Consider the following 13,205-nt stretch of genomic DNA (forward strand, 5'->3'; position numbering starts at 1 on the left):
CCAGCCCCGGCGTTATCCGAACGCCTGGGGCCACCCTTTCCAGGAACAGTCACCGATGGAACATCGTGAAGCGCTGCTTGCGCTGCGAACCTTTCTTTCAACGCAGATTCTCGGCCAGGAAAAACTCATCGAGCGCCTGCTCATCGCCTTGCTCGCCGACGGTCATATGCTGGTGGAAGGCGCGCCTGGGCTGGCGAAGACCAAGGCCATCAAAGAGCTGGCCGAGGGTATCGAAGCGCAGTTCCATCGTATCCAGTTCACCCCTGACCTGCTGCCCGCCGACATTACCGGCACGGAAATCTACCGGCCGGAAACCGGCAGTTTCGTGTTCCAGCAAGGGCCGATCTTCCATAACCTGGTGCTGGCGGACGAAATCAACCGTGCCCCGGCCAAAGTCCAGTCGGCCCTGCTCGAAGCCATGGCCGAACGCCAGGTCAGTGTCGGACGCAGCACGTATGAACTGTCGCCGCTGTTCCTGGTGATGGCCACGCAGAATCCGATCGAGCAGGAAGGCACCTACCCGCTGCCCGAAGCCCAACTCGACCGATTCCTGATGCACGTCAAGATCGGTTTTCCAGATGCTGCCGTGGAACGCCGCATCCTGCAGCAGGCCCGGGGTGAAGCGCTGAACGGCGAGACCAAGCCCGAGCGCCGCGTGAGCCAGCAGGCGATCTTCTCCGCACGCAAGGAAATCCTCGGACTGTACATGGCCGACGCCGTGGAGGAATACCTGGTGCAACTGATCATGGCCACCCGCAACCCGGCCAAGTTCGATCCGGAAATGGCCGAGTGGATCGCCTACGGCGCCAGTCCGCGGGGTTCCATCGCCCTTGACCGCTGCGCCCGTGCCCATGCCTGGCTGGCCGGGCGCGACTTTGTCAGCCCGGAAGATATCCAGGCCGTGCTCTTCGACGTGCTGCGCCATCGCATCATCCTGTCGTTCGAAGCCGAGGCCGCCGGCATCGACCAGGATCGGGTCGTGCAGCGGATTCTCGACGTCGTCGCTGTCGCTTGAGCATGAGTCATGAATAACCCCCTGGCGCCCGCACCGGGCATCCGCGTCAGCCTTTCGGAGCTGATCGAGATGCGCCATCGCGTGCGCGAGGTGCAACTGTTCTCGACACCGGGCCAGCGCAGCCCGCTGATCGGCCTGCACCACTCCAAGCTGCGCGGGCGTGGGGTGGATTTCGACCAGGTGCGGGTCTACCAGGCCGGCGACGACGTACGCACCATTGACTGGCGCGTCACCGCCCGGACCCAGGAGCCTCACACCAAGCTGTTCCACGAAGAGCGGGAGCGGCCGATCTTCATCATGATCGAGCAGAGCCACCGGCTGTTCTTCGGCTCGGGGCTGATGTTCAAGTCGGTGCTCGCTGCCCAGGCCGCCAGTCTGATCGGCTGGGCCGCGCTGGGGCACAACGACCGGGTGGGTGGCCTGGTGTTCGGTAACAACACCCATTACGAGGTCAAGCCGCGGCGCAGCAAACAGAGCCTGTTGCAATTGCTCAACCGGCTGGTGCGGGTCAATCAGTCACTGCACACCGAGGGCGAGCCGGACCGCGACTCGTTCGGCATTGCCCTGCGTCGGGCCCGGGAAGTGCTGCGGCCCGGCAGCCTGGTGATCGTGATTTGCGACGAACGTGCGTTGTCCGACAGCGCCGAACAGCAACTGAGCCTGCTGTCGCGTCATTGCGACCTGTTGCTACTGCCGTTGTCGGACCCACTGGATCACGCCTTGCCCGCCGCCGGCTTGCTGCGCTTCGCCCAGCGTGGCGCGCAGTTGGAGCTCGACACCCTGAATTTCGAACTGCGCCAGGCCTATCGCGCCCAGGCCGAGGCACGCCAGACGCGTTGGGAATTGCTGGCGCAAAAGCTGCGAATCCTGATGATGCCTCTGAGTACCCAGGGCGACATGGTCGAACAGTTGCGCGAATACCTGAACCCCAAGCGGGCTGGGAAAAACCGATGAGCAGCCTCGATCAATTGCAGCCGCTGATGGCGCCACCGCCCATTGGCTTCTGGCCGCCCGCGCCGGGCTGGTGGTTGCTACTGCTGATGCTACCGTTGCTGGGCCTGGGGCTGTGGCAATTGCGCCGATTCATTCCCGCCAAGCGCACCGCCGAACGCAGCGAGCAGCCCCTGGACCCGGTGCGCCTGGCCGCCCTGGCCGAACTCGCCCGGCTGCCCAAGCCCTACGACGGCGCGCCGGCCGGTGCCTGGTTGCAGCAGCTCAACGGGCTGCTCAAGCGCCTGTGTCGCAACCACTACCCCTACAGCCAGAGCCACACCCTCAACGGGCGCAAATGGCTGGCCTTCCTGGACAACCGTTGCCCGGCCGCTGGCTTGACGCGCTGGATGATACTGGTGGAAGGCGCCTACAAGCCCGAATGCAAGCTCGATGACAAAGCCATCGCCGGCCTGACCCAGGCGGTCGAAATCTGGATTCGCAAACATGTTTGAATTCGCCTGGCCGTGGGTGTTCGCCCTCTTGCCGCTGCCCTGGCTGATGCGCCTGGTGCTGCCGGCGGCCGACAGCGGCGAGCCGGCGCTCAAGGTCAGCTTCCTCGGCGACCTGGAAGGCCTGGTGGGCCGTCGGGCCCGGGCCAATCTGCCGACCTGGCGGCAACAAGCGCCCTTTATCCTGCTCTGGCTGCTGTTGCTGATCGCCGCTGCACGACCGCAGTGGCTGGGGGAACCGCTGCCCATTGCCGCCAGCGGTCGCGACCTGCTGGTGGCGGTGGACGTCTCGGGCTCCATGGACTTTCCCGACATGCAGTGGAAGGACGAAGAAGTCAGCCGCCTCGCGCTGGTCCAGCACATGCTCGGGGATTTTCTCGAAGGCCGCGAAGGTGACCGGGTCGGCCTGATCCTGTTCGGCAGCCAGGCCTACTTGCAGGCACCGCTGACCTTCGACCGCCGCACCGTGCGTCGTTGGCTCGACGAGGCGCGCATCGGCATCGCCGGCAAGAATACCGCCATCGGCGACGCCATCGGCCTGGCCCTCAAGCGCCTGCGCCAGCGTCCGGCCCACAGTCGCGTACTGATCCTGGTCACCGACGGCGCCAACAACGGCGGCGAAATCGACCCGCTGACCGCCGCGCGGCTGGCCGCCGACGAAGGCGTGAAAATCTACCCGATCGGCATTGGTGCCGACCCGGAACAAAGTGGCACGGCGGGCTTCCTCGGCGTCAACCCGAGCCTGGACCTCGACGAACCGTCCCTCAAGGACATTGCCCAGGTCACGGGCGGTCGCTATTTTCGTGCCCAGGATGGTGAGCAATTGCTGGCGATCAAAAGCACCCTCGACCAGCTCGAACCGGTGACCCAGCAACCGACCCAGGCGCGCCCTGCCCTGGCGCTGTATCACTGGCCCCTGGTCGTTGCACTGCTGTTGAGCATATTGCTGGTGGCCCGGGCGCGCTGGCCGGACAATCCACTGCAACGCCTGTTCAACCAGCCGCTGTTCCAGCCGTCCCAACACACCGAGTGGCGCCAGCGACTCAAGCGCCTGCGCTTGCGGAGGCGTCGATGATCGCCCTCTGGCCGCACTGGCTGCGCCCCTGGTTCGTGTTGCTGCTGCCGTTGCTGGGCTGGTTGCTCTGGCAACTGTGGCATCGACAGAAACGGGTGGGCCGCTGGCAGATGATCCTGCCGCCGGCCTTCCACGCCGTACTGCTCAGTGGCGGCAGTGGCCGGGAAAGCCGGCTGCCATGGATTGCCCTGGGCCTGGGTTGGCTGTTGATCGTGCTGGCGTTGCTGGGGCCAAGCTGGGCGCGGGTCGAACAGACCAGCCAGAAACCCGCCGATCCGCTGGTAGTGATACTGGAACTGACCCCGGAAATGCTCGCCACCGATGTCCCGCCCACGCGCCTGGAACAGGGCCGGCGCAAGGTGCTGGACCTGTTGCAGAACCGCAGCGATGCCCAGACCGCGATCATCGTCTATGCCGGCAGCGCCCACACGTTGGTGCCGCTGTCCGACGACCTGGCCACCAGCACCAACCTGCTCGAAGCCCTCGCGCCGTCGATCATGCCCCAAAGCGGCCATCGCGCCGACCTGGCCGTTCATAAAGCCATGGCCCTGCTGGACCAGGGTGAACTCGGCCACGGTCGGATCCTGCTGATCGGCTCGTCGTTGAACGAGCAGGAGCGTGAAGGCATCCGCCAGGTCCTGGACGGTTCCGCCACACAATGGCTGATGCTGGGCATCGGTACCCGCGAAGGCGCACCGGTGGCCCAGGAAGATGGCAGTTACCTCAAGGATGCCCAGGGTTCGATCCTGGTACCGCGCCTGGACAGCCCGGGCCTCAAGGCCTTCGCCAACGAGCTGGACGGCCGCTACCGACCGGCGCGGCTGGACGACAGCGACCTGCGCGGCCTGGGTCTGCTGGACGGTCCTCGCCATCTGCGCAGCGACGGCCAGACGTTGCGCCTGGACACCTGGGCCGACCAGGGTTATTGGCTGCTCCTGCCCTTGTTGCTGTTGGCCGCTTGCGCCGGGCGTCGAGGCTGGCTGTTCTGCCTGCCGCTGCTGTTCGTCTTGCCGCAAACCGGCCACGCTTTCGAATTCCAGGACCTGTGGCTGCGCCCCGACCAACAGGGCCAGCACTTGCTCAAGCAAAAGCGCCCCGCCGAAGCCGCCGTCCACTTCGAAGACAGCCAATGGCAAGGCGTCGCCCTGTACGAAGCCGGCCAATACAGCGAAGCCGCCCGGCGCTTCGCCGAAGGCAACGACGCCCGTGCCCACTACAATCGTGGCAACGCCCTGGCTCGCAGCGGCGAGCTGGAAGCCGCACTGGATGCCTATGAACAAGCCCTGGAATTGCAACCCGACCTGCGCCCCGCCCAGACCAACAAGGCCCTCGTGCAGAGCCTGTTGAACGAACAGGCACCACCGACGCCAGAGCCCAAGCCCGCCGAACGCGAGGAGCCGGGCCAGGGCGAACAAACGCCGGATAGCGCTTCGACGAGCCAATCTTCCGAGACGGGGCACCCCTCCGCCGAGGCCACCGCGACGCCGGACGAATCCCAGCCTCCACGGACCGCACAAGCGCCCACCGCCCAGGATGTGCCGGGCAGCGAGCTGCCTGACGAGCAGACCACCACACCGCCGCTGCGTCCCGCCGCCGGCCAGCGCAATGAAGAAGAACAACGCCAGGCCATGGAACAATGGCTGCGCCAGATCCCGGACAATCCCGGCGAGCTGCTCAGGCGTAAATTCTGGTACGAACAGCAAAGCCATCAGGCCCAGGGAAAAACCCCATGACCCGCTTCACCGCCTACCTCCTCTTCTTGCTGCTCTGGGCCTCTGGAACCCAGGCTGCACAGCTGACGGCCAGTGTGGACCGCAGCCGCCTGAACTCCGGGGAAACGGTGGAACTGACCCTGGAATCCAACGACGCCACATTGTTCGGCAAACCCGACCTCGGCCCGCTCCAGGCCTTGTTCGATGTGCGCGGCACCCGTCAGGTCAACCAGTTGACGACCCTCGACGGCGAGAACCGCGCCACCACCCGCTGGATCGTCACCCTGCTGCCGCGCCAAAGCGGTACCGTGATCATTCCCCCGCTGCAACTGGGCGAAGTGACCAGCCAGCCGATCACCTTGCAAGTCATCGAAAGCGAAACCCGCAATGCGTCCGGGACCCTGGCACCGGTGTTCATCGAAGCCAGCCTCGACCAGACCCAAGTGTATGTACAAGCCCAGGCGATCCTGACGCTGCGCATCTACCATTCGGTGTCGCTTTACGACGACAGCAGCCTGACGCCGCTGCATATCCCCGATGCCCGCACCGAACAACTGGGCGAATCGCGCACCTATGAAAAGGTCATCAACGATGTGCGCCACGGCGTGATCGAACTGCGTTATGGCATCTACCCCCAGCGCAGCGGCGAACTGACAATCCCGGCCCAGACCTTCAGCGCCACCCTGGTCGAACCGGTGGCCCAGGACGCAGCCCCTTCGGGCCCCAAGCCCGGCCAATTGATGCGGGTAAGCTCCGAGTTACTGCAACTGAGCGTCAAGCCCAAGCCCGCGAGCTACCCGGCCGACGTGCCTTGGTTGCCGGCACGCAGCCTGTCCTTGAGCGAAAGCTGGAGCCCGGAACCGACCCACAGCCAGGTGGGCGACTCCCTGACCCGCAGCCTGACCCTGGAAGCCGAAGGCCTGGCCAGCGCCCAATTACCACCGCTGCCGGCCACTGAGATCAATGGCCTGCGACGTTATCCGGACCAGCCGGTACTCAGCAGCCGCAGCAGTGAACGCGGGCTGGTGGGCAGCCGCGAAGACCGCGAGGCGCTGGTGCCCAACCGTAGCGGCACCATCGAGCTGCCACCGGTGGAAGTGGTCTGGTGGAACACCCTGGAAGATCACCTGGACCGCACCAGCCTCCCGGCGCGGACCCTGCAGGTGGCGAACAATCCGAGCCTGATGGTGGATACGCCCGCCGGCACAGCGCAGATCGTGACAACAGTCGACAGCGAGACGCTGTGGTATTGGCAACTGAGCAGCCTGATCCTGGCCTGCACGACGCTGCTCGGCTTTGGCTTGTGGTGGCGTGCCCGTTGGCAGCCGGCCATCTTGCGCTCGGCCCAGGCCGGACCGAGCCCGCGCACGCTGCTGGACGACCTCAAGCGCGCCTGCCTGGCCAATGACCCCCACGCCACCCGCCAGGCCCTGGACGCCTGGGCCCGCCAGCAGCCGGAAACCCTGGCCGACATGGCGGCGCGCTTCGTGCCGCTGTCCGACGCCCTGGACGGCCTCAACGGCGCGCTCTACAGCGAGACCGGCCAGCATTGGCAAGGCGAAGACCTGTGGCGCGCCATCCGCACCATCCCGCCTACCGAAGGGGCGCTGGATTCGGCCGGTGATTCCGGGTTGCCGCCGTTGTATCCCAAATAAACCCGGTTTCCTGGGGAGTTGTGGCTTTTGTGGCGAGGGAGCTTGTTCCCGCTCGATTGCGCAGCAATCGCAAAAAGGGGCCGCTACGCAGCCCAGCGGGAGCAAGCTCCCTCGCCACAAGGTCGTGTTCAAATAGATCCCATGAAGTTGAACAAGTCCTCCCCCCCGTTTCCCAGTAAACTCTCCTTCTTTTAGCCGCCCTTCTCTTCGCCGCGGCCATCATCTGTTTTCTGGAGTTTGCCTTGCGTCTGTTTCACACCTCCGACTGGCACCTGGGGCAAAACCTGCACGGTCAGGAACGCGATTTCGAACACGCCTGTTTCCTCGACTGGCTGCTGCGTCAGCTGACCCACGAAAAACCCGACGCGCTGCTGATCGCCGGCGACATCTTCGACACCGTCAACCCGCCGGTCAAAGCCCAGGAGCGGCTCTACGACTTCATCGTCAGCGCCCATGAGCAAAACGCCAACCTGACCATCGTGATGATCGCCGGCAACCATGACTCCGGCTCGCGAATCGAGCTGCCTGCGCCGCTGATGCGACGCTTGCGCACCCACGCCCTGGGCCGGGTGTTATGGCTGGACGACGGCCAACTGGACGTCGAGCGCCTGCTGTTGCCATTGCCCGATGCCAAGGGCAAGGTCAAGGCGTGGTGCCTGGCCCTGCCGTTCCTGCGCCCCGCCGAAGTCACCGGCGCGCAACTGGGCGACGACTACCTGCGAGGTATCGGTCAGGTGCATGAGTGGCTGATCGCCGCGGCCAACAGCAAGCGCAAGAAAGGCCAGGCGCTGATTGCCATCAGTCATGCGCACATGGCCGGCGGTTCGGTGTCCGAAGATTCCGAACGCAGCCTGATCATCGGCAACGCCGAGGCCCTGCCCGCCAGCCTGTTCGGCCCGAGCATCAGCTACGTCGCCCTCGGCCACTTGCACAAACCGCAGAAGGTCAACGGCGAAGAGCGTATCCGCTACAGCGGCTCGCCGATCCCGCTGTCATTCTCGGAAATTGGCTACCAGCATCAGATTCTCGACATCACCCTGGACGGCGAAACCCTGGTCAAGGTCGAGCCGCGCCTGATTCCCCGAGCCGTCAACCTGCAACGCCTGGGCCCGGCACCGCTGGCCGAGATCCTGGTACAACTCAAGGACCTGCCCGACATCGACCTGTTGGCCGATGTCCAGCGCCAGCCCTGGCTGGAAGTGCGGGTGCGCCTCGACGAACCGCAGCCGGACCTGCGCCACCAGGTCGAAACCGCACTGCAAGGCAAGGCCGTGCGCCTGGTACGGATCGCCGCCGAGTACGCCGGCAACGGTGGCGCCGGCAGTGCCGATGACGACAACACGCTGGTGGAACTGGATCAACTCAGCCCGCAGGAACTGTTCAGCCGCGCCTGGCAGGACACCTATGGCAACGAAGTGGATGAACAGACCCTCAAGGATTTTGCCGTGCTGTTGCAAGACGTGCAGATGGAGAGCGAGCAACCATGAAGATTCTCGCGATCCGCCTGAAGAACCTGGCGTCCCTGGCCGGGCCGTTTGAAATCGATTTCACCGCAGAACCCTTGGCCAGCGCCGGCCTGTTCGCCATTACCGGCCCCACCGGCGCCGGCAAGAGCACGCTGCTCGACGCTTTGTGCCTGGCGCTGTTCGGCGCCGTGCCGCGCCTGAACAATACCGGTCGCGATGCCAAGGTGCCGGACGTCGATGGCGAGATTGCCACGGGCGATCCGCGCACGCTATTGCGCCGTGGCACCGGTGATGGCTTTGCCGAAGTGGATTTTCGCGGCATCGACGGACGCCGCTACCGGGCTCGATGGGAAGCCAATCGCGCCCGGGAAAAGGCCGGCGGCAAGTTGCAAGCCAGCCGCCAAAGCCTGCGGGACCTGGACAACGACCAACTGCTGGCGAGCCAGAAAGGCGAATACAAGACCCAGCTCGAAGCCGCCCTGGGCCTGAACTTCGAGCAGTTCACCCGTGCCGTGTTGCTGGCCCAGAGCGAGTTCAGCGCGTTCCTCAAGGCCGATGACAACGATCGCAGCGAACTGCTGGAAAAACTCACTGACACCGCCCTGTATACCCGCCTCGGCCGCCGCGCCTTCGACAAGGCCAAGCAAGCCAAGGAAACCCACAAACAGCTGCAGGACCAGGCCACCGGTGTCACCCCGCTGGCCCCCGAAGCCCGGGCCGAACTCGACCAGCGCTTCAACGACGCCCAGCAACAACTCAAGGCCCAACAGGCGCAACTCAAGCAGTTGGAGCAGCAACACACCTGGCTGCGCGACCTGCGCCAATTGCAGGATGAACACGCCAGCGCCGCCGAACAGTTGCAACAGGCCCAGGCCGATTGGAACGCCCTGGCCGACGAACGCCTGAAACTGACCCGCCTGGAACAACTGGCGCCCCAGCGCCATCAGTTCATCCGCCAGGCGGAACTGAGCCGACAGCTCGACCCCTTGGCCGCGCAGATCCAGCAGCTCACCCAGCAGCAAATCGACCTGCACCAACAGCAAGCCGAACTGGAAAAAGGCCTGGGCGTCACGCAACTGGCATTGGCCGCGGCCCGGCAACAAAGCAGCGACAACGCGCCGTTATTGCGCCAGGCTTTCGAGGCGCAAAGCACCCTCGCCCGCCTCGTCAAGGACGCCAGCCAGGCCGCCGAGCACCAGGACAAGACGCAACAAGCCTGCACCGAAGGCCAGCGCGCCATCGACACCTTGCTCGAACAGCAAAAACAGGTGGCCGAGCGCTTGCAGCGCATCGCCGGCGAGCTTGAACAAAGTACGCACCTGGCACCACTGAGCGACGCCTGGAACGCCTATCGCGATCGCCTCCAACAACTGATGCTGATCGGCAATCGCCTGAACCAGGGCCAGGCCGAACTCTCCATGCTGGAGCAAGGCGCCGCCCGTGCCGCCGAGGAACTGGCCAGTCGCCGACAAGACCTTGAGGTGCTGTACAAGGAAGCCGGCGCCGAGCCGGAGGCCGTGGCCGAACAGATCCAATTGCTCGGCACCCTGCTGCAAGACAACCGCAAGCAACTGCGCGCCTTCGAAGACCTGACCCGGCTGTGGGCCAGTCAGCAAGAGCTGGACAAACGAGGAGCCGAGCTTGAGCGACGCCAACAACAGGCGTTGCAGGAACGTGACCGCCTGGTGCGTGAGGGTGGCGAAGCCAAGGCCGAACTGACCATCGCCGAACAGACCCTGACCGTGACCCGCGAACTGCTGGAGCGCCAGCGCCTGGCCCGCAGCGAAAGCGTCGAACAATTGCGCGCACAGCTGCAAGACCAGCAGCCCTGCCCGGTGTGTGGCAGCGTCGAGCATCCTTATCATCAGCCCGAAGCCCTGCTGGAAAACCTCGGACGCTTCGATGAAGCCGAAGAGGCCAACGCTCGCAAAGCCGTCGAGCGGCTCAATGAAAAAGTCATCGACCTGCGGGCGCAATACAGCGGGGTCATTGCCCAGCTCAAGGAACTCAAACAGCAGCAGGACCAGCTCACCAGCCAGCAACAGAGCCTGGCCCCCAGCCTGGAGGCCCACCCGTTGTCGGCGCAACTGCTGGCCCAGGATTCGGGCAAGCGCGATGCCTGGCTGGCCCAACAGAACAGCCAATTGCACCTGCGCATCAGCCAGGACGAACAACGCCAAGCCGCCCTGCTGACCCTGCAACAGGACGCCGCACGCCTGGGCCAGCGCCTGCGCGACGCCGAAGCGGCCAACCAGCAGGCATCACACCAACTGGGCAACCAGCAGCAAGAACTGACCCGCGACCGCCAGCGCCTGGACGAGGAACTGAACCACTTCAGCACCCTGCTGCCGGCGGACACCTTGCAGGCCCTGCGCAACGAGCCCGCCGCGACCTTCCTGCAGCTCGACCAGCAGATTGCCCAGCGTCTGGAGCAACTGGAACAGCAGCGCGACGAACTGGGCGAACAACGCCAGCGCCAGCAGATTCTGGAGAAAGAGCAGGACCGTCAGCAAACCCGCGCCCAGCAACTGGAAGCGGCCCGCCTGCAATTCAGCGCCCTGAGCGAGCAACAGCAGGCCTGCCAGGAGAAACTCGCGCAACTGCTCGGCGAACACGTCAGCGCCGAACAATGGCAACAAAAACTCGACCAGCGCCTGGAACAGACCCGGGAGGCCGAGGCGACGGCCAATCAGCAGTTGCAGCAAGTGCGCAACAGCCTTGTGCAACTGGCCGCCGAACTCAAGGCCCGCCAGGAACAGGCGCAATCCCTGGACCACGAACTTCAGGCGTTGACCACGGGTATCGCGCAGTGGCGCACCGGCCATCCGGAACTGGACGATGCCGCCCTTGAAGCCCTGCTCAGCCTGGAGGAGCAACACGTCGGCCAGTTGCGCCAGCGCTTGCTCAACAGCGAAAAAGCCATCGAGCAGGCTAGCGTATTGCTCACCGAACGCGAGCAGCGTCTGCACAACCACCAGGCCCAGCACAACGGCAACCTGGCGCCCGAGCAACTCGCCGAAGCCCTCGCCGAACTGCAAACTCAATTCGCCATTAGCGAACAGCGTTGCGCCGAACTGCGCGCCGAACAGGCCGAAGACCAGCGCCGGCAGAACGCCAACCAGGCCCTGGCCCAGCAGATCGAACAGGCCTACGCCGAATACCAGCGCTGGGCACGTCTCGATGCCCTGATCGGTTCGGCCACCGGCGACCGCTTCCGCAAACTGGCCCAGGCCTACAACCTCGACTTGCTGGTGCATCACGCCAATGCCCAATTGCGGCAACTGGTGCGCCGCTACCGGCTCAAGCGTGGCGGCAGCATGCTCGGTCTGTTGGTGATGGACACGGAAATGGGGGATGAACTGCGCTCGGTGCATTCGTTGTCCGGCGGCGAAACCTTCCTGGTCTCCCTCGCCCTCGCCTTGGGCCTGGCCTCGATGGCGTCCAGCACATTGAAGATCGAATCGCTGTTCATCGACGAAGGCTTCGGCAGCCTCGACCCCGAATCGCTGCAACTGGCGATGGATGCCCTCGACGGCTTGCAGGCCCAAGGCCGCAAGGTCGCGGTGATCTCTCACGTGCAGGAAATGCACGAGCGGATCCCAGTGCAGATCCAGGTCCGTCGTCAGGGCAATGGGTTGAGCACCGTGGAGGTGAAATGAGCCGCGCCACGCTCTATTCCTTCCGCCGCTGCCCCTACGCGATGCGGGCGCGCATGGCCTTGCGCTACAGCGCGGTCGACGTGGCGATTGTCGAAGTCAGCCTGAAGGCCAAGCCCGCCGAGATGCTCGCCCTCTCCAGCAAAGGCACGGTGCCGGTGCTGCAGGTCAATGGCCGGGTGATCGATGAAAGCCTGGAGATCATGAACTGGGCCTTGGCCCAGCACGACCCGCAAGACTGGAGACTACGGGACAACGCCGACGGCCAGGCGTTGACGGCGGCGTTGATCGAGGAAAACGACCAGGTGTTCAAGCTGCACTTGAATCGCTACAAGTACCCCGAGCGCTACCCCGAGTACCTGAAGGAGCATTACCGCAGCGAGGGTGAAGACTTTCTGCGCCGCCTGGAGGCGCTGCTTGCAACCCGGCCGTTTCTGGCAGCGGCGCACCAGAGCCTGGCGGACGTGGCAGTGATGCCCTTCATACGACAATTCGCCCACGTCGACCGCGACTGGTTTGCCCAGGCGCCCTATCCGCGGCTACAGGATTGGTTGCAGAGGTTCCTGGCGTCCGAGCTGTTTGTGGCGATCATGGCCAAGTAACGCCCTGCACAAAAGCAACCAGCCCCTGTCCCTATCCCTATCCCTATCCCCATCAATCGTGCAGAAAACTCAGCAATCGCTCACGCGCCACTTCCAACTCACCGGTATCCGGTTGGGCCGCCGAGACAATCGGCGTGGAGTAGAGAAACAGCAGCATCACTGCCAGACGCATCGCCATGGTGTCCATCCTTATCTGCGAAGGAGTCAATTTGTCAGCGTCAAATTTAAACACATGGCCAAGTGATATTACAGCGAGATTTTTCCAGAAACGGCGAAGCCTGCGATCTTTTCTCTTTCATCCGGTGTTCGGTGAAGATGAAAAGATCGCAGGCTTCAGTCGTTGCGCGAGATTTCAGTGTTGGGTCTTGTGGTCCAGCGCCGCATAGAAGTTGGCGCTTTGTTGCAGGTATTTCTCGGTGTAGCTCTGGGTACGGTTTTTCTTGTCGCTGATCTCGACACTGGCACTGGCGGGCAGCGCCACGGTGGCAGAGATGGCGGAAGCGGCGATCACGGAGAAGAGATTCAGATTCATGGCGGTAGACCTCGGATTCAGTTGGCTGACTTGCCCGGTTGGGCCGTGGA

11 protein-coding genes are annotated in these 13,205 nt (G+C 64.4%); 9 read left to right on the forward strand and 2 right to left on the reverse strand.

Annotated elements, in window-relative coordinates:
• The first annotated feature begins 55 nt into the window (after window positions 1–55).
• From BT125_RS01005 to BT125_RS01045, 9 genes are all read left to right on the forward strand, one after another.
• On the forward strand, window positions 56–1,015 hold the full coding sequence (locus tag BT125_RS01005) for an AAA family ATPase (protein ID WP_039589986.1): 960 nt from the start codon (window positions 56–58) through the stop codon (window positions 1,013–1,015).
• 9 nt (window positions 1,016–1,024) lie between these two features.
• Window positions 1,025–1,969, forward strand: a complete 945-nt coding sequence (locus BT125_RS01010; RefSeq protein WP_072404503.1) for a DUF58 domain-containing protein — start codon at window positions 1,025–1,027, stop codon at window positions 1,967–1,969.
• Window positions 1,966–2,460 (forward strand): DUF4381 domain-containing protein, encoded by a 495-nt coding sequence (locus tag BT125_RS01015; RefSeq protein WP_072404505.1) that lies wholly within the window; start codon window positions 1,966–1,968, stop codon window positions 2,458–2,460. The genes BT125_RS01010 and BT125_RS01015 overlap by 4 nt, the downstream gene beginning before the upstream one ends.
• On the forward strand, window positions 2,453–3,532 hold the full coding sequence (locus BT125_RS01020; protein WP_072404507.1) for a vWA domain-containing protein: 1,080 nt from the start codon (window positions 2,453–2,455) through the stop codon (window positions 3,530–3,532). The genes BT125_RS01015 and BT125_RS01020 overlap by 8 nt, the downstream gene beginning before the upstream one ends.
• Complete coding sequence (locus BT125_RS01025; RefSeq protein ID WP_072404509.1) at window positions 3,529–5,265, forward strand: tetratricopeptide repeat protein; 1,737 nt, start codon at window positions 3,529–3,531, stop codon at window positions 5,263–5,265. Before BT125_RS01020 ends, BT125_RS01025 begins: the two co-directional genes overlap by 4 nt.
• Window positions 5,262–6,899 carry a BatD family protein gene (locus BT125_RS01030; RefSeq protein ID WP_072404511.1) on the forward strand — a complete coding sequence of 546 codons (1,638 nt, stop codon included), beginning with the start codon at window positions 5,262–5,264 and terminating at the stop codon, window positions 6,897–6,899. Before BT125_RS01025 ends, BT125_RS01030 begins: the two co-directional genes overlap by 4 nt.
• A gap of 242 nt (window positions 6,900–7,141) precedes the next feature.
• Window positions 7,142–8,386, forward strand: coding sequence for an exonuclease SbcCD subunit D C-terminal domain-containing protein (locus tag BT125_RS01035; protein ID WP_072404513.1), 1,245 nt, complete (start codon window positions 7,142–7,144; stop codon window positions 8,384–8,386).
• The gene (locus BT125_RS01040) at window positions 8,383–12,024 is read left to right on the forward strand and encodes an AAA family ATPase (RefSeq protein ID WP_072404515.1); all 3,642 of its coding nucleotides are present in this window, start codon (window positions 8,383–8,385) and stop codon (window positions 12,022–12,024) included. The genes BT125_RS01035 and BT125_RS01040 overlap by 4 nt, the downstream gene beginning before the upstream one ends.
• Complete coding sequence (locus tag BT125_RS01045) at window positions 12,021–12,623, forward strand: glutathione S-transferase (RefSeq protein WP_072404516.1); 603 nt, start codon at window positions 12,021–12,023, stop codon at window positions 12,621–12,623. The genes BT125_RS01040 and BT125_RS01045 overlap by 4 nt, the downstream gene beginning before the upstream one ends.
• Window positions 12,624–12,675: 52 nt before the next feature.
• On the opposite strand, the gene BT125_RS29595 is transcribed toward BT125_RS01045, so the two are convergent.
• Window positions 12,676–12,801, reverse strand: coding sequence for a hypothetical protein (locus BT125_RS29595; RefSeq protein WP_256573475.1), 126 nt, complete (start codon window positions 12,799–12,801; stop codon window positions 12,676–12,678).
• A 174-nt stretch (window positions 12,802–12,975) separates the two neighbouring features.
• Window positions 12,976–13,155 carry a hypothetical protein gene (locus tag BT125_RS01050; protein WP_003202673.1) on the reverse strand — a complete coding sequence of 60 codons (180 nt, stop codon included), beginning with the start codon at window positions 13,153–13,155 and terminating at the stop codon, window positions 12,976–12,978.
• Window positions 13,156–13,205: the final 50 nt, after the last annotated feature.

The organism is Pseudomonas sp. NFACC04-2 (genome assembly GCF_900119265.1).
Lineage (GTDB): Bacteria > Pseudomonadota > Gammaproteobacteria > Pseudomonadales > Pseudomonadaceae > Aquipseudomonas > Aquipseudomonas fluorescens_AA.